The organism is Psychromonas sp. KJ10-10, assembly GCF_047323245.1.
In the GTDB taxonomy this organism is placed as follows: Bacteria; Pseudomonadota; Gammaproteobacteria; order Enterobacterales; family Psychromonadaceae; genus Psychromonas.
In genome coordinates, this window is record NZ_CP178826.1 from 2,037,308 (window position 1) to 2,055,341 (window position 18,034).

Annotated in this window: 13 protein-coding genes and 3 pseudogenes; 9 read left to right on the forward strand and 7 right to left on the reverse strand. The window is 37.3% G+C overall.

Translation table 11 applies throughout. The annotated features are described in order from the left end of the window. Positions 1–25 precede the first annotated feature (25 nt). The gene (locus ACLKMH_RS11720) at positions 26–568 is read left to right on the forward strand and encodes an NUDIX hydrolase (protein ID WP_413702097.1); all 543 of its coding nucleotides are present in this window, start codon (positions 26–28) and stop codon (positions 566–568) included. Positions 569–576: 8 nt separating this feature from the next. Here ACLKMH_RS11720 and ACLKMH_RS11725 read toward each other — a convergent pair whose 3' ends face one another. Together ACLKMH_RS11725 and ACLKMH_RS11730 are read right to left on the reverse strand one after the other, a co-directional pair. Then, a complete protein-coding gene (locus ACLKMH_RS11725) occupies positions 577–894 on the reverse strand; it encodes a DUF2913 family protein (RefSeq protein ID WP_413702098.1) in 318 nt (105 codons plus the stop codon). Then, positions 870–1,244 carry a DUF2913 family protein gene (locus ACLKMH_RS11730; protein ID WP_413702321.1) on the reverse strand — a complete coding sequence of 125 codons (375 nt, stop codon included), beginning with the start codon at positions 1,242–1,244 and terminating at the stop codon, positions 870–872. The genes ACLKMH_RS11725 and ACLKMH_RS11730 overlap by 25 nt, the downstream gene beginning before the upstream one ends. Positions 1,245–1,421: 177 nt before the next feature. Between ACLKMH_RS11730 and ACLKMH_RS11735 the strand changes: the two genes are divergently transcribed. Together ACLKMH_RS11735 and ACLKMH_RS11740 are read left to right on the forward strand one after the other, a co-directional pair. Next, entirely contained in the window at positions 1,422–1,904 is a 483-nt protein-coding gene (locus tag ACLKMH_RS11735; protein ID WP_413702099.1) for a hypothetical protein, read from the forward strand. Between the two features lie 80 nt (positions 1,905–1,984). Beyond that, the gene (locus ACLKMH_RS11740; protein ID WP_413702100.1) at positions 1,985–2,317 is read left to right on the forward strand and encodes a YajD family HNH nuclease; all 333 of its coding nucleotides are present in this window, start codon (positions 1,985–1,987) and stop codon (positions 2,315–2,317) included. A gap of 60 nt (positions 2,318–2,377) precedes the next feature. Here ACLKMH_RS11740 and ACLKMH_RS11745 read toward each other — a convergent pair whose 3' ends face one another. Further along, the gene (locus ACLKMH_RS11745) at positions 2,378–3,250 is read right to left on the reverse strand and encodes a flagellar protein MotY (protein WP_413702101.1); all 873 of its coding nucleotides are present in this window, start codon (positions 3,248–3,250) and stop codon (positions 2,378–2,380) included. 177 nt (positions 3,251–3,427) lie between these two features. Between ACLKMH_RS11745 and rnt the strand changes: the two genes are divergently transcribed. Further along, the gene (rnt, locus tag ACLKMH_RS11750) at positions 3,428–4,042 is read left to right on the forward strand and encodes a ribonuclease T (protein WP_413702102.1); all 615 of its coding nucleotides are present in this window, start codon (positions 3,428–3,430) and stop codon (positions 4,040–4,042) included. An 87-nt stretch (positions 4,043–4,129) separates the two neighbouring features. Beyond that, the gene (locus ACLKMH_RS11755) at positions 4,130–5,821 is read left to right on the forward strand and encodes an AMP-binding protein (protein ID WP_413702103.1); all 1,692 of its coding nucleotides are present in this window, start codon (positions 4,130–4,132) and stop codon (positions 5,819–5,821) included. A 71-nt stretch (positions 5,822–5,892) separates the two neighbouring features. Here ACLKMH_RS11755 and fbp (ACLKMH_RS11760) read toward each other — a convergent pair whose 3' ends face one another. Together fbp (ACLKMH_RS11760) and ACLKMH_RS11765 are read right to left on the reverse strand one after the other, a co-directional pair. After that, on the reverse strand, positions 5,893–6,894 hold the full coding sequence (fbp, locus tag ACLKMH_RS11760; protein ID WP_413702104.1) for a class 1 fructose-bisphosphatase: 1,002 nt from the start codon (positions 6,892–6,894) through the stop codon (positions 5,893–5,895). 9 nt (positions 6,895–6,903) lie between these two features. Beyond that, positions 6,904–8,414 (reverse strand): annotated as a pseudogene (locus tag ACLKMH_RS11765) (DUF3612 domain-containing protein). Positions 8,415–8,580: 166 nt separating this feature from the next. Between ACLKMH_RS11765 and ACLKMH_RS11770 the strand changes: the two are divergent. Both ACLKMH_RS11770 and ACLKMH_RS11775 read left to right on the forward strand, forming a co-directional pair. Beyond that, positions 8,581–10,773 (forward strand): annotated as a pseudogene (locus ACLKMH_RS11770) (malate synthase G). A 52-nt stretch (positions 10,774–10,825) separates the two neighbouring features. Beyond that, positions 10,826–12,421 (forward strand): isocitrate lyase, encoded by a 1,596-nt coding sequence (locus ACLKMH_RS11775; protein WP_413702322.1) that lies wholly within the window; start codon positions 10,826–10,828, stop codon positions 12,419–12,421. Positions 12,422–12,506: 85 nt separating this feature from the next. Here the strand turns inward: ACLKMH_RS11775 and fbp (ACLKMH_RS11780) are convergent, their stop codons facing one another. Then, positions 12,507–13,508 (reverse strand): class 1 fructose-bisphosphatase, encoded by a 1,002-nt coding sequence (fbp, locus tag ACLKMH_RS11780; protein ID WP_413702105.1) that lies wholly within the window; start codon positions 13,506–13,508, stop codon positions 12,507–12,509. A 608-nt stretch (positions 13,509–14,116) separates the two neighbouring features. Next, positions 14,117–15,789: pseudogene (ettA, locus tag ACLKMH_RS11785) on the reverse strand (energy-dependent translational throttle protein EttA). 335 nt (positions 15,790–16,124) lie between these two features. On the opposite strand from ettA, the gene glyA reads away from it, so the two are divergent. Together glyA and nrdR are read left to right on the forward strand one after the other, a co-directional pair. Further along, positions 16,125–17,390 carry a serine hydroxymethyltransferase gene (glyA, locus tag ACLKMH_RS11790; protein WP_413702106.1) on the forward strand — a complete coding sequence of 422 codons (1,266 nt, stop codon included), beginning with the start codon at positions 16,125–16,127 and terminating at the stop codon, positions 17,388–17,390. A gap of 158 nt (positions 17,391–17,548) precedes the next feature. Beyond that, positions 17,549–17,998: a transcriptional regulator NrdR gene (gene nrdR, locus ACLKMH_RS11795; RefSeq protein ID WP_413702107.1), complete on the forward strand. Its 450-nt coding sequence runs from the start codon at positions 17,549–17,551 to the stop codon at positions 17,996–17,998. The last annotated feature ends 36 nt before the right edge of the window (positions 17,999–18,034 follow it).

Below are 18,034 nucleotides of genomic sequence, written 5' to 3' on the forward strand. Positions count from 1 at the left end.
AGCAATCATTGACAGAGAGTTTACTATGCGCCTATTAAGATCAACTATTCATTCTGATATTAAACCAGAGCACACTAATTGCTTTGAGCGACTCGCGACACGTGCCATTGTTTTAAAAGAAGATAAGATTCTGCTGTTATATACCGCGCGTTACGATGATTATACTTTGCCTGGTGGTGGAGTAGATGCTGATGAAGATCTCCTAACAGGTTTCAAACGTGAGTTACAGGAAGAGACGGGCGCTAAGAATATTCGTAACATTAAAGCATTTGGTTTATATGAAGAAATGCGTCCTTGGTACAAAGATGACTTTGATATCATGGAGATGAAATCATACTGTTTTACTTGTGAAATCGATGAGCGACTAGGTGATACCCGTTTTGAAGATTATGAAATAAAAAATGGCATGCGTGTTGTTTGGTTACCGATTTCAGATGCCATAAAACATAATGAAAATATTATTAAACAAAGTGATAAAAAAGGCATGTCAGTGGAACGTGAGTTGTTTTTGTTAAAACTGATTCAAAAAGAACTCATCTCCACTGTTAATTACAGCTCTGTTGCTTAATATTAAGCTTATTCTTGTATCACTTTTTCAACAGGAAATTCGGGTAATTTATCACCATCATTATTTGGATAAATAATAAACTCACCGTGATATTTTACCTTTGATTTATAATCAGTCATTTTGTGCAATAGTAGATTTTGTGCAAAAGCGTATTCAACTAATTCCGGTAAATCCCCACGGACATAAAGCGAAATTGGTTTAATTAAAATCCCTTCCTCATCAAAGCATTTTGAGTACTCCTCAGCACAAATAATCAATGAATTTGCGCCACCACTATGACGATTAAGCTTTTTACCTACTACTAAATCCGTGGTTTCACCATCCATTGTTGTTCAACCAGTTGCTCTACAACCGATTGCAGTTGCGCCTTTTTAACTGACTGTACTTGTTGGTTTTCATCTAAGACTTGGCTGTAACATTTTTGCAGATAAACAAATTGTGCTTTTAAACCTGAATTTTTACCAAGACTACGCGCTTTACTTTGCCAAGCTTTAAGAATAGGCATAGTAATATTATCAAAACGTTTTTGTTTCATGGCATTAGTAACCCACGCGCCTAAATAATGTGCTTCATTAAGTGGGTTTTTCGGGGTGCGTCCCGATGCTTGAGAAGCCTCTAGTTCAGATAATGCCGTTGATAATAATGTGTAAATTTCTTGGGAAAAAGAATCATATATGACCTATTTAAAGTGTGACGATAAATAATTGTAGTATACAAGATTAATGGCATTTTAAGTAATGATAGCAATATTCATAAGTTGTTCTTCTATTTGAATGATAATAGTTATAGATCAAAGAATAATACTTGAGTGTTTTGTTAGGATATATTTTTTTACTCCAATTAATAGGAAAATATGGATACTTTAACGAGTTATACACTCGCCCGAGCCTTGCATGTCATTGCTGTTGTGTTATGGATAGGTGGTGTTGCCTTTGTGACGACAATTTTAATCCCCTCATTAAAACAAATTCCTGATATTCATGATCGCCTTGCTTTGTTTGAAAAGCTAGAGGGTAAGTTTGCTATCCAAGCTAAAATAACGACTGTGATCACCTTTATGAGTGGCCTTTATTTGATTGATTTGATGGATATTTGGGGACGATTTTTATTGCTTGAGTTTTGGTGGATGCACGCCATGGTGTTTGTTTGGTTCATTTTCACCTTAGTATTATTTGTTTTTGAGCCATGGTTTTTGCATGCCTGGTTTAGAAAACAAGCATTACTTGATAGTAAAAAAACATTTCAACGTGTGCATATTATGCATATTGTTTTATTAACAATCAGTTTGATAACAGTACTTGGGGCAATGTTGGGGGCGCATGGGTATCAATTTTAAATTTTATTTAAAAGTCTTGTTTTGCGAAATATGTAGATAACGTTAAACTAACGCTTATTCGTTATAACAAAGAGAAATGTATGGCTTATATTCCTAGTAATTATAAAAGCTTAGAAAGTGACTACCGTGATAAAGCGCTAAAGCTTTTTCCCTGGGTATGTGGTAAATGTGCGCGTGAATTTGTTTACTCAAATCTAAGAGAGCTTACCGTGCATCATATTGACCATGACCATAGTAATAATCCTCAGGATGGCAGTAATTGGGAATTATTGTGTATTTATTGTCATGATCATGAACATGATAAATACACACAAGCGGATCTTTATGGTAGCCATGTCGAAGCGGGAGATGATATGCAAGCCGGGGCGACTTATAATCCTTTTGCGGATCTGATGAGTAAAATGAAAAAGTAATTGTGTAAAAACGTGAATACTATTAAACAGCATTCACGTTTTATTAACTGTATTGGAAAATTAAATATCTTCTCTTTCGATAGAAATGACTACACGTCGGTTTTGCATTCGCCCTAACACGTCTCTGTTATCGGCGACATGGTGTTTTTCACCATAACCTGTCACTTGAATTTTTTCATCTTCAAAACCAAGTTGTGCAAGGTACTCCTTGACCGAAGTCGCGCGTTGTTCAGAAAGCTCTAAGTTTCGGTACTGGCTACCGTAACTATCGGAATAACCCGATACTAAGATAACGCTGATATTTTCATCATGTTTAATATAATCCCCAATCATCTTTAAACGCTTTTTAGAAAAGGCAGTTAGTTTGACACCATTTTTATTGTATTTAAGAATGCTGTAGGCGATATCATCAAAATTGTATGGTAGAAGCTGTGAGATACAGTTATTAAATTCATCGTAGCTTTCTCTAAAGTTAATTGATGACAGGCCAATACTGGTTATCTGATTGTTGTTATACCAATCGTGATAATAAAAAGTGGGGTATTTGCCATCTTCTAGTTCACTGAGCATTTGCCAAGCATTTTCGCGTGTGACATAACCATCAAATTGCTGGTGGAATTTTACTTCACCGATAGTTGATGCCGCAATTCCTGGTCGCCACATTGGTGGAACTGATTTTAATGTCACTTGACGTGTTTTAGGCATGGCTTTTTTACTATTAAGTATAAAATCCAGATTAATCTTTTTGCTTGCTTTCACTTCAAAGTGAGCTTGACCATAGCGAGGAATCGGGTGCTCTAGTGTACATTGAATGGGGGTTGAATTAGAAATATACCAAAGTGAATTATCAATATTGGCGGTGTAATCTTTATTCGAGGCATCAACACTACTTATACTTAAAAATAGTATTGTTATTGTTTGTATTTTCATCATTAACCTCATTAACTTGATCCTATATTGACATTATCGGCAAGGTTTCTAGTTTCTTTAGATAAAATATTACTTTTTATTAAAGATATTGCTCACAAACCTTCTTCGATCGCTTACTGAATTTTGCACCTTGAATGATAACGGGTATACTCCCTGCTCATTTTTTATTATGAGTGATTTATGGAAAATTTATTAGCCAAAAGGTTTCGTGGTTATTACCCAGTTATTATTGATATTGAAACCTCTGGATTAAAATCAGAGACCGATGCAATACTTGAAATTGTCGCTATTTTTCCTGCAATGGATGAACAAGGTTATTTATATTGTGCCGATAAAATTCACTTTAATGTGCATCCCTTTGAAGGAGCAAACCTTGATCCTAAAGCACTTGAGTTTACAGGTATAGACCCATTTAACCCTTTACGTGGTGCGGTAGATGAACGGGATGCTTTAACAGAAATATTTAAGCTAGTACGTAAATATCAAAAGAATAACGAATGTAATCGTTCAATTATTGTTGCGCATAATGCAACCTTTGACCAAGGCTTTATTAATCAAGCATCGCAACGTTGTAACTTAAAACGAATGCCTTTTCACCCCTTTGTCAGTTTTGATACGGCTAGTATGGCGGGGCTGATGTTAGGGCAAACTGTATTAGCAAAAGCCTGTGCACAGGCGAATATTGACTATGATAATAAAGAAGCACATTCTGCTTTGTATGATACAGAAGTCACCGCTGAATTGTTTTTTTATATGGTAAATAAATTAAAAGCCCTTGGTGGCTGGCCCGTTTAAATCATAATTTAGAGCACAAATAGTCAATAAACTCTTTAGTTTCAAAAGTCGATTTTTAACATTTAATTAGCATTAGGATGCCATCACATGCCCGCATTTGACACATGTAAAACCTTATTAGATCTTTCTAATTACGCTTTTTCTCATTTCCCGGGAAGAATATTAGTTGCTAATGTTGAAGGTGAAGAAATCAGTTATGCACAAGCAGAACAAAAATGTTTATTGCTACAACAATTACTGACTTCGGCAGGCATTGAGCAGGGCGATAAAGTAGCGATTTGTAGTGAGAATATGCCTCATTGGGGGATTGCTTACTTAGCAATAACACGTTTAGGTGCAGTTGCTGTTCCGATACTTCCCGACTTTCATAGCAACGAAATTCATCATATTGTAAAGCATTCAGAAGCAAAACTGATTTTTGTCTCCGATAAAATGAACAATAAATTAGCCGAAGATGATTTTACCTCTTCTTTACAATTTGTATTTTCATTAGAGTCATTAGAGCCACTAGAAGACTTTTCCAAAAAATTTGAGTTGATGGCTAAGAGTGGTGAAAAATTTGCCAAGATTAAAGCTAAATTAGGCAAAATTGAGCCACAACAGGAAGTGGTTATCGAAGAAACCGACCTTGCTATTATCATTTATACTTCAGGGACAACAGGTCAGTCTAAAGGTGTTATGTTATCCCATAAAAATTTGGTGTCGCAGGTAAAACAGGCGAAAAAATTGGTTGCTATCAGAGAGAGTGATCGTTTTTTATCTATATTACCTTTAGCCCATACATTTGAAAGTTCAGTCGGTTTTTTAGTGCCTGTTTCTAGTGGTTCTGCAGTATATTATATTAATAAAACACCTGCTCCGAAAATTATTTTAAACGCAATGCAACATGTTAAACCAACCTGCATGTTAAGTGTGCCATTGGTCATTGAAAAAATTTATAAATCAAAAGTGCAGGCGAATTTTAATAAAAATAGCATTATTAAATATCTTTATAACAATGTTGCCTTTGTGCGTAAGAAGCTTAACAAAATCGCTGGTAAAAAATTAAAAGAAAGCTTCGGTGGTGAATTACATTTCTTTGGCATCGGTGGCGCTAAATTATCGCCTTTTGTAGAGCAATTTTTAGTAGAAGCTGATTTCCCATACGCCATTGGTTATGGCTTGACAGAAACTGCTCCTATTATTGCTGGCGCGGTTACAAAGGATAAAATAGTTGGCAGTACTGGCGTGTTAGTTGATGGCATGGAACATCGATTTGTAAAATATGGCCAAGATGCTAAGGATGCAGAGTTACATGTGCGTGGGCCGAATGTAATGATGGGGTATTATAAAGATGAAGCGCGCACCGCTGAAGTGTTAGATAAAGATGGATGGCTAAATACCGGTGATTTGGGTGCGATGGATGAAAATGGAATTTTGAGCATCAATGGGCGCAGTAAAAATGTTATTATTGGAGCAAGCGGTGAAAATATTTATCCTGAGTCGATCGAAGCAATATTGAATCAGCATGAATTGGTACTTGACTCTTTAGTCTATGAATTAGATGCTAAAGTCGTCGCTAAAATTTATATTGATTATGACCTTTTTGATGAAACTCATAATATTAATAAAACCAGTGATTCCACGTTACACACAGAAATTGTTAAAAAATTAGATGAAATTAAAGCAGAAGCTAATACGCAATTGGCTAATTATTCAAAAATTAGTGCTGTGTTTGAACAAACAGAACCTTTTATTAAAACGCCAACGAAAAAGATTAAACGTTATCTACATGTTTAATTGTTAAAAAAGTGTCGCAGATAATGCGACACTTTTATTTTTAAGTCCGAAAGTTTAATGAGTGCTAGAGGTTAATAACCATGTTCTTCAAGCATTAAACGCGCGTCATTGACCATGTTTTTGCTACCACAGAAGAAAGGAATACGCTGATGCAATTCTGTTGGATTGATTTCCATAATGCGTTTTTCACCATCTAAAGCAATACCACCTGCTTGTTCCATCAAAAATGCCATTGGGTTACATTCATAAAGTAAACGTAATTTTCCTTTCGGAGCAGATGCCGTAGAAGGGTACATATAAATGCCTCCTTTCAATAGGTTACGGTGGAAATCAGAAACTAGTGAACCAATGTAACGTGAAGTGTAAGGGCGGTTTGTAGGCGGATCGATTTCTTGGCAATATTTTAGATACTTTTTAACACCTAGTGGGAATTTGAGATAGTTGCCTTCATTAATCGAATAAATACTACCGTTGTCTGGAATCTGCATATTTTCATGTGACAGATAAAAAACACCTAAAGAAGGATCACAGGTGAAACCATGTACGCCATTACCAGTCGTGTAAACAAGCATAGTAGATGATCCATAAACCACATAACCAGCGACAACCTGTTTATCACCAGGTTGAAGAAAATCTTCAAGCTGTACAGGTGTTCCAAGTGGGCTGGTACGTTTATAGATTGAAAAAATGGTACCTACTGATACATTTACATCGATATTTGAAGAGCCATCAAGTGGGTCCATCAAAATAACATATTTACTGTTACGACCACGTTCAGTGTCAAAACAGATGAATTCGTCTTCTTCTTCAGAAGCAATACCACATACTTCTCCACGTGCTTCAATGGTCGCTTTAAACTTATCATTGGCATAAAGATCCATTTTTTGCTGTACTTCTCCCTGCACATTTTCAACACCGGTGCTTCCAATAATGTCGGCAATGCCGGCTTTATTGATTTCTCGGTTAACGACCTTTGCAGCTAAGCGAATTGCCCCTAATAGAAGTGTTAATTCACCACTCGCTTCGGGAAAGTCGTCTTGCTTATCAACGATAAATTCGCCTAATGTGATCATACTTGCTCCTTATTGATTAGAATAACAACTGGGTTTTCTAGGACAAACTGCGCCACGTGCACAAATAAGCCGTGCACCTTGCTCAATGTCGCGAGTTATCCAGTTAATGTTGAGAATGCGTGCCACACTGTTGAGCACTTTTTTTATGTTTGGTGGTATGACACTCATACCACCGCTTGCGATACATAAACTTTGTAATTCATTGACTAATGCTTCGGTATCATGCCCTTGGGCAGTAATCGCTGGATTTAGCTCAATACCTGTACATAATACATGACTGACATTATTAAGATCGTGAGTTTTGATTGATTCACAACAATAAATTTTAGCCACGCCATTTTCATTTAAAATTGATATTTGTGCCGCCGTTCCTAGGGCTTGTTCCTCTAGCATACGGAAAACAGCCCAGTGTTGGCAAGGGTCACGTACAATACTCATGTTTCCCCAGGGAAGTGGAATACCATTTCCGCGATAAACAGCTTTTAGTTTACCTTTTCCGTAAGCATCAAAGTAATGCCAATGAGAGTAGGCTGAAACAGCGGTCATACGACGCATTACAACTGCTTCTGAAACCTGAATTTGTTTACAAACATCTATTTCATAACCTTTTCGGTCAAGTAATTGTCGAAAGGGGACTTTAGAGGCAAAGTAGTCGTCTCTGCAAAGAAACTACATTCGAAATCTCGCCATGCATGCAGAATATCCTGAGCATCGAGTTGATTTGAAGAGGGAGATACATCTTTTTGCATATTGTATTGGGATTGGTCTCCCGCAACCATGATGCTCTTTTCTCCATCACTATTGTGTAAAACATTGTGCCCAATATGCACGGCTAATTCATATTTTAGACGGGTGATATTTTGTTTTAATACTTTGTTTAAATAAACTGTACGAGGAGGTTGGAAATAAGAAGTGACCATTTTATTACTGGCATCTTTCACATATTCATCATTAGGTAAACGTGTAAACCAACGAATTTTCAAACCTCTTTCTTCACTGATTTGCATCAAATCTTCAACATGAAGTGGCATTTTTTTATGGCCAATTTCCTCAGTCGCACGTTCTAAATCGGGAAAGTGATTTTGATGATGTTCCTGATGGGCACGAATTAAAAGGTGTGCAAATTGTCTACCCGTTGTGCCTGTTTGAGATAGCATTTCAGGAATGGCAATTTGTAAAATTTCATTTGAAAACAGAAAACTAGGCTCAAGTGCCATACCTTTGATGCCACCATGATTACCCTTTTCAGGAGTGATATCTTGCATCTCAGGTTCATCATCTAAAAACCATTGACTGTCTTTTTGAAAGACAGTTGCAATAACTTCTAACATATCTTCACTCGGAATGCGTTTACCCCTTTCTATCATCGAAAGATAGGAAACAGAAGGCGCATATTCCGCTTCAATTTTAATACAGCGTGATGAAAGATCGTCCAAGGTTAAGCCATTTCGCTTGCGCAAGTTACGTATTTTTGTTCCCAAAAAATGAGACTGTCTACCTAAGCTTTTTTTTGTTTTCATTTTGTAAAATTTACACTGTGTAATTTTCTTTGTGAAATTATATGAAAATTTTCTCTATAGTGACAACCATTGAATAACAAACAAGCAGGATTAGTTTGAAAAGTGAGCGTCAAAGCCATTTTCAAAACGAATTCAAAAATAAGTTGATACAGCAAAGGAGTAAAATATGAATTTACCTCAAAAGAAACAATGTCAAATCAATCCTTCATTTTATCAATTTATTAATGATGAAGTGTTACCGCTAACCGAACTAAACCCTGATAATTTTTGGTTTGAATTTAACGCGTTAATTAATGACTTTTCATTTAAAAATACCGCGTTATTACAAACACGCCAATCATTACAAAATCAGATTAACCAATGGCATCGTGATAACCCGCAATTAATCACAGATGCCTCTGGCCAATCTAAAAGCGAATACCGTGAATTTTTACAAGACATTGGTTACCTCGCACCTGAAGTTGAAGACTTCGCTATTGAAACAGAAAATGTTGATAGCGAGATCGCAACGATGGCAGGCCCACAGTTAGTAGTACCTGTAAGTAACGCACGTTTTGCATTGAATGCTCGCTAATGCACGTTGGGGAAGTTTATATGATGCTTTTTACGGTACAGATGTTATTGAAAATAATGCTGAACTGAGTAGTGAAAATGGATTCAATCCGGCTCGTGGGCAAGCCGTTATTAACAAAGCTAAAGATTTTCTTGATCAGCATTTCCCTTTAAATACAGGGTCACATCACGATGTTTCTAGCTACTTAGTTTATTACCAACATTTACTTGCTTTTTTCCTGATGGAAGTGAAACCGGCTTACAAAATGCCTGTCAATTTGTTGCCTTTGATGGCTCTAAATGTGAACCAAGCTATTTATTGCTTAAAAATAATGGTTTGCATGTTGGCCTGCAGATTGACCGCGTAGGAAAAATCGGTTCAACGGATAAAGCAGGTATTGATGATATTCAAATTGAATCTGCATTAACCACGATTATGGACTTTGAAGACTCAGTATCAACAGTTGATAGTGACGATAAAGTAAGTGCATACCGCAATTGGTTCGGATTAATGCGTGGCAACCTTGAAGCAACCTTTATGAAGGGCGGGCATTCAGTACAACGTAGCCTGAATTATGATCGTACCTTTACTGCTAAATCGGGTGAAATGTACAGAGTTCCCGGTCGCTCTTTATTGTTAGTGCGTAATGTTGGTCATTTAATGGGCACGGATTTAATACAAGACATCGATGGTAACAATGCGCCAGAGGGAATTATTGATGCGGTTATTACTTCTTTGATTGGAAGCCTTGATTTACAAAACTCGAAAAGTAATAAACACAGAAATAGTCGTACAGGCAGTATCTATATTGTAAAACCCAAAATGCATGGCCCTGAAGAAGTACGTTTTACCTGTGAACTTTTTAGTCGTGTTGAACAAATGCTTCAGTTACCTGAAAACACACTTAAGTTAGGCATTATGGATGAAGAACGTCGCACGACCCTAAATCTTAAACAATGTATTTTTGAAGCAAAATCGCGTGTTGTATTTATTAATACCGGCTTTTTAGACAGAACTGGTGATGAAATACATACCAGTATGTTAGCTGGGCCTTTTTATCCTAAGGGGGCAATTAAGTTTGAACCTTGGATAGGGGCTTATGAAAACAATAATGTTGAAATTGGTTTACGTTGTGGTTTTTCTGGCAAAGCACAAATTGGTAAAGGTATGTGGGCAATGCCTGATGAAATGCAACAAATGATGAAGGATAAAATTGCTCATCCTAAATCAGGTGCTAATACCGCCTGGGTACCATCACCCACTGCTGCCACATTACATGCATTGCATTATCACCAAGTGAATGTTTTTGAACAGCAAAAAACAATTTTAAATCGTGAACCCGCAAGCCAAGAGGCGATGTTGACCATGCCAGTGATGCCTACTGAGATGGAGTTAACTGAAACACAAATTACCAATGAACTTGAAAACAATATACAGGGGATTTTAGGTTACGTGGTGCGCTGGATTGAAATGGGAATAGGTTGTTCAAAGGTGCCTGATATTAATAATACTGGGCTTATGGAAGACAGAGCGACATTACGTATATCAAGCCAACATATTAGTAATTGGTTAATGCATAAAGTTTGTACTGAACAACAGGTGTTATCTGCAATGGAAAACATGGCACTGGTTGTTGATAAACAAAATCAGGGTGTTGCAGGTTATCGCAACATGAGTCCTAACTGTGCCGATAGTTTGGCATTTCAAGCGACAAAGGCACTTATTTTTGAAGGAGATAAACAGCCGAACGGATACACCGAGCCACTATTACATGAGTACCGTATTTTAGCGAAACAACAGTTCTAAACATTACATTTTTATTCACTATCAATAAACGATAAATAGAGAGGATACTATGATGAATTACAAAACTGAAATGAACAATGCAAACCAATTCCTACACCAACAGGGTGCAACTTGGAATGCTATTAACCCAGAATATGTTGCGCGAATGCGTTTACAAAATCGTTTTAAAACAGGTCTTGATATTGCAAATTACACCGCAGAAATTATGCGAAGAGATATGCAAGCTTACGATAAAAATAGTGCCGATTACACACAATCTTTAGGTTGCTGGCACGGTTTTATTGGTCAGCAAAAAATGATTTCAATTAAGAAACATTTTACCACCACTAAAGGCAGATACTTGTACTTATCAGGGTGGATGGTGGTCGCAATGCGCTCAGAGTTTGGTCCGCTTCCAGATCAATCAATGCATGAAAAAACCACAGTACCTATGTTGATTGAGGAGTTATACACATTTTTAAAACAGGCAGATGCACGTGAACTAAACCATTTGTTTAAAGACTTAGATGATGCACAAAGAAGTGGAGATCAAGTTGCAGAACAAGCTGTTCAAAAGCAAATTAATGAATTTGAAACTCATGTTGTACCAATTATTGCGGATATTGATGCTGGTTTTGGTAATGAAGAAGCAACATATTTGCTAGCTAAAAAAATGATTGAAGCGGGTGCTTGCTGTATTCAGATTGAAAACCAGGTATCGGATGCAAAACAGTGTGGGCATCAAGATGGTAAAGTAACAGTACCACATGAAGATTTCCTCGCTAAAATTAATGCAGTACGTTATGCATTTATGGAACTGGGTGTTGAACAGGGCATTATTGTTGCGCGTACAGATTCATTAGGTGCGGGGCTAACACAAAAAATTCCCGTGTCTCAATACGAAGGTGATTTAGCGGAGCAATACAATGCCTTTATCGATGGTGAAAAACTGTCTTCATTATCTGAGCTTAGTTCGGGAGATATGGTATTAAGCCGTGATGGAGAGTTAATTAAACCAACGCGTTTAGCAAACGGATTAGTTCGCTTTAAACCTAATACAGGTGAAGATCGTGTTGTACTAGATTGCATTACATCACTGCAACATGGCGCAGATTTACTCTGGATTGAAACTGAAACGCCTAATGTAGAACACATTGCAAGCATGGTAAATCGCATTCGCGAAGTGGTGCCAAATGCTAAATTAGTTTACAACAATAGTCCTTCATTTAACTGGACATTAAATTTCCGTCAACAGGTATTTGATGCCTGGGAAAAAGAAGGTCGAGACATGAGTGCCTATGAACGTAGTGATTTAATGAGTATTAAATACGATGAAACGGAATTAGCTAGCAGTGCGGATATGAAAATACAAAATTTCCAAAAAGAAGCATCTAAACATGCAGGTATCTTCCATCATTTAATTACTTTACCAACTTATCATACGGTAGCGTTATCAACGGATAACCTTGCTAAGGAATACTTTGGTGACCGAGCAATGCTCGCTTATGTTGATAATGTTCAACGTCAAGAGATAAGACAAACACTCGCATCGGTTAAACATCAAGATATGTCGGGATCGAATATTGGAGATGATCACAAGGAATATTTCTCCGGTGATCAAGCGCTTAAAGCCTCAGGTGAAAACAATACCATGAGTCAGTTCGCTTAAGTAACTCAATAAAAAAGAGGTAAACACGTGATTTGTGTTTACCTCTTTTCATTATTCGCGGAATATACAAAGATTAGATTGTAATTTATTCAGCGTATTCAATCATCATTGCATGTGCTTTATCAATCATTTCATTACTACCGCAGAAGAACGGAGCTCGTTCATGTAATTCTGTTGGTACGATATCTAAAATACGTTTGTAACCATCGATTGCTTTACCGCCAGCTTGTTCCATCAAAAATGCCATTGGGTTACATTCATATAATAAACGTAATTTCCCATCAGGTGCAGAGGCTGTTGATGGGTAAATATAAATACCACCGGTTAATAGATTACGATGAAAATCTGATACTAACGAACCGATATAACGTGATGTATAAGGGCGTTGTGTTGGCTCATCAATTTCTTGGCAGTATTTTAAATATTTTTTAACGCCCATTGGGAATTTAAGGTAATTACCTTCATTAATAGAGTAAGTTCTGCCAGTTTCTGGAATCGTCATATTTTCATGCGAGAGGTAGAATACACCTAAAGAAGGATCACAGGTAAAGCCATGTACACCGTTACCCGTTGTATAAACTAACATAGTTGATGAGCCATAAACTACATAACCAGCGGCAACCTGTTTATTACCAGGTTGTAAAAAATCATCTAATGTTACTGGAGTGCCAATTGGACTGATACGCTTATAGATAGAAAAAATAGTACCAACTGATACATTTACATCAATATTTGATGAGCCATCAAGCGGATCCATTAAAATAACGTATTTACTGTTACAACCACGTTCACTATCAAAAGAAATGAATTCATCTTCTTCTTCTGAGGCAATACCACATACTTCACCACGAGCTTCTAATGCGGCTTTAAATTTATCGTTTGCGTACAGATCCATCTTTTGTTGTACTTCGCCTTGCACGTTTTCAACGCCAGTACTACCAATAATATCTGCTAAGCCTGCCTTGTTAATTTCTCTGTTAACAATTTTGGTCGCTAATCGAATCGCACCTAATAATAGGGTTAATTCGCCACTTGCTTCGGGGAAGTCATGTTGTTTTTCAACGATGTACTCGCCTAATGTGATCATATTTTTTCCTTTTTGGTTGCAATAACAACTTGGTTGTCGTTTAAACCGGGTAATCCGATTAATGTAGCAAATAGGCACCAGATATTAGTACCTATGATATTTCAAGCTGGTTCTTGTTGCGTAACTGTTAAATTTGGTTAATAACAGAGCTTATTCATCCGTGAGAGTACGCCTAATTAGGGGCAGTATTTACTCATCAAATCAGTTGTTTGTTAAGTGTTTAGCATAATTGAACGGGTCAATTATCCATGATATTTATGTAATAATCTCTAATAATCATGGGATTTTGTACTGGCATAGGAGTAAAAAAATAATGATTTTTATCTATTTCAGTCTTTGTTAGCTAATATTATTTCTTGGTCGTGTATTTTACATAAGTAATATACTAATACAAATAAACCAGGCAACTTTATTAACTTGATCACTTTATTAACACTAGGTGAGCTTTGACTTTAAAAAGTATTAAATATTTACACAACTAAGATGGGGTGTTACGCGCAAAAATAGGAGGAAAAAAGCACTCAATTATGTTTCATAATGAGTGCTTTACAGGAATTAATTAAAAATCATTTTTATAATAAACTGTAAACAGTTATGACCAACAATGTCTAAGAAATACGTTTGTATTTAATACGATGTGGCTCAACAGCAGTGCACCTAATGTTTTCTTCAGCCATGCTTCATATTCGGTGTAGTTACCTTCGTAGAAGTTTACTTTACCTTCATCACGATAATCGATGATATGTGTTGCGATGCGATCTAGGAACCAACGGTCATGTGAAATCACCATGGCACAACCTGCAAATCCGAGTAAGGCATCTTCAAGTGCACGTAGGGTTTCGATATCTAAATCATTGGTTGGCTCATCGAGTAATAATAAGTTGCCACCGGATTTAAGTAATTTAGCAAGATGTAAACGACCACGCTCACCACCAGAAAGATTACCAACAATCTTTTGTTGATCTGTGCCTTTAAAGTTAAAGCGCCCTAGATAAGCACGACTTGGAATTTCAATGGTGCCGACTTGAATAATATCGCTACCACCAGAAACTTCCTGGAAAACAGAGACGCTGTCATCCATATGATCGCGGAACTGTTCAACACTTGCCATGTCAACGGATTCACCAATCACTACTTCACCGGAGTCTGCTTTTTCTGCACCACTTAATATTTTAAACAGTGTTGATTTACCAGCACCATTGGCACCGATAATACCAACAATGGCACCCTTAGGAATGCTAAAGGATAAATCGTCAATCAGAACGCGCCCATCAAAGGATTTAGTTAAATTAGTGACATCAACCACCTGATCACCTAAACGTTTGCCCGTTGGAATGAATAGTTCATTGGTCTCATTACGTTTTTGGAAATCTTGATTATTAAGCTCTTCAAAGCGAGATAAACGTGCTTTGCTTTTAGATTGACGCCCTTTGGCATTTGAACGTACCCATTCCAATTCTTTTTCAATTTGACGTTGGCGAGCTTTCTCTTTTGAAGCTTCCTGTAAAAGACGGGCATTTTTTTGGTCCAACCAAGAAGAGTAGTTACCTTCCCATGGAATACCGTATCCACGGTCAAGTTCTAAAATCCAACCTGCGACATTATCGAGGAAGTATCTATCATGGGTGATCGCAACAACAGTACCTTCATAATCATGTAAGAAGCGTTCTAACCATGCCACGGACTCTGCATCCAAGTGGTTGGTTGGTTCATCAAGTAGTAACATATCTGGTTTTTCAAGCAATAAACGACATAACGCCACACGACGTCGTTCACCACCAGAAAGTACTTTAACAGGTTGATCCCAAGCAGGTAAACGAAGCGCATCAGCGACGCGCTCAAGTTGGTTATCTAAGTTATGACCATCGTGAGCCTGGATGATATCTTCAAGTTGTCCTTGGCGTTTAGCAAGTGCATCAAAATCAGCATCTTCAAGAGCATAATCCGCATAAACTTGATCTAATTCTGTGAGTGCATTTTTGACTTCGCTAACTGCTTCTTCAATCACTTCACGTACGTTTTTTTGTAAATCTAAAATAGGCTCTTGAGGAAGGTAACCGATTTTAGTGCCCGATAAGGCATGTGCCTCACCTTCAAATTCTTTATCAACACCGGCCATGATTTTAAGCAGTGTTGATTTACCTGAACCATTTAACCCTAATACGCCGATTTTAGCGCCAGGAAAAAAGCTTAAGGAAATATCTTTTAAAATTGTACGTTTAGGAGGAACAACTTTTGAAACGCGGTTCATGGAGAAAATAAATTTATCTGGAAGAGCCATTTTGCAACCTTATAAATGTATGAAAAAATTAAGTAACAGTATTGTAGAGCAGGGATTTATTGCGTCAATGCTTTGTACGATAGGATTTGAAATCACATCAGAGAAAAACAATATTTATCGTTAATATTTGCAGTCTAAATAGAGTGCAAGATCGAAGGCGAATCATCACTCATTTGATAACGTTAATTTTTCTCATATTAAATCCCTAAATTATTCACGTCTTTTGGTCTATGCAAGCGCCGAAACTTTGCGTAAAATGCGCAACATCAAAAACACAACTTATATTAACTGTCTAGTTATTAATGCCTAGCAGTTATATTAATTAGGAGAAGCGCATGTTTAACCGCGATATGAATATTGCAGATTACGATCCAGAGTTATGGGAATCAATGACAGGTGAAGTTCAACGTCAAGAAGACCACATTGAGCTAATTGCATCTGAAAACTACACAAGCCCACGTGTAATGGAAGCGCAAGGAAGTCAACTAACCAATAAATATGCTGAAGGTTACCCTGGTAAGCGTTACTACGGCGGTTGTGAGTATGTAGATGTTGCTGAGTCATTAGCGATTGAACGTGCAAAATCTTTATTTGTCGCGGATTATGCAAATGTACAACCACATGCTGGTTCACAAGCAAACAGCGCAGTTTATGCGGCGCTTTGTAATGCTGGTGATACGGTTTTAGGTATGAGCCTTGCACACGGTGGTCATTTAACTCACGGTGCTAAAGTTAGCTTTTCTGGTAAAACATACAATTCAGTTCAATACGGCATCAACCCTGATACAGGTGTTCTTGATTATGCAGAAGTTGAGCGTTTAGCCGTTGAACATAAACCAAAAATGATTATTGCTGGTTTCTCAGCATATTCAGGTATTGTAGATTGGGCTAAATTCCGTGAAATTGCTGATAAAGTAGGTGCTTACCTATTTGTTGATATGGCACATGTTGCAGGTCTTGTGGTCGCGGGTCTTTACCCTAACCCAGTTCCTTTTGCTGATGTTGTTACGACTACAACTCATAAAACATTAGGCGGTCCACGTGGTGGTCTAATTTTAGCAAAAGCAAATGCTGAAATTGAGAAAAAATTAAACTCTGCAGTATTCCCTGGTGGACAAGGTGGTCCATTAATGCACGTGATTGTCGCTAAAGCGGTTGCCTTTAAAGAATGTGCTGAACCTGAATTTAAAGTTTACCAACAATCTGTTTTAGACAATGCTAAAGCAATGGTTAAAGTATTCCAAGATCGTGGTTACAAAATCGTATCTAACGGTACTGAAAACCATTTATTCCTTGTTGACTTAATTGCGCAAGATATCACGGGTAAAGAAGCTGATGCGACATTAGGCCTTGCACACATTACTGTTAATATGAACTCAGTGCCTAATGATCCACGTTCTCCATTTGTAACATCTGGTTTACGTATTGGTACGCCAGCATTTACACGTCGTGGCGCAACAGTTGCAGATTCAACTGAATTAGCAACATGGATTTGTGATGTGTTAGATGCAATCAAAGACGAAGAGAAATTAGTCGCGACTATTGAAGCAGTTAAAGTGAAAGTGGCTGAATTCTGTAAAGCGAATCCAGTTTACGGTTAAGCACTTAAAACTCATGAGTATAAGCCACACAATAGTGTGGCTTTTTTGTTTTTAAGCGCAACGACTTAAAAATAACATTAAGCTTTTATATTGACTCTACACGGGATGTATTTCGTGTTAGATTTCTTTTTTAGTCTCTCAAATTTAAAGGATGAGTCATGTTCTGTCCATTTTGTAGTGCACAAGATACTAAAGTAATCGATTCTCGTTTAGTAGCTGATGGCTCACAAGTGCGTCGTCGCCGAGCATGTAATGAATGCCAAGAGCGTTTTACAACCTTTGAAAGTGCAGAATTATTGATGCCTCGTTTGATCAAATCCGATGGTCGCCGTGAGCCATTTGATGATGAAAAACTGCTGGTGGGGATTCACCGTGCGTTAGAAAAACGCCCAGTAAGCCTTGAAGCAATTGAAGTTGGCGTTAATAACCTCAAGTCAAAATTACGTGCAACAGGGGAGCGAGAAATTCCTTCAAAAATGGTTGGCGAATTAGTGATGGACCTCCTTAAAGCACTTGATAAAATTGCCTATATCCGTTTTGCCTCTGTTTATCGATCCTTTGAAGATGTAAAAGAGTTTGGTGAAGAAATTGCCAAATTAGATCCATAAACAATCTGCCAAGACTTAAATAATTAAAAGGTATTC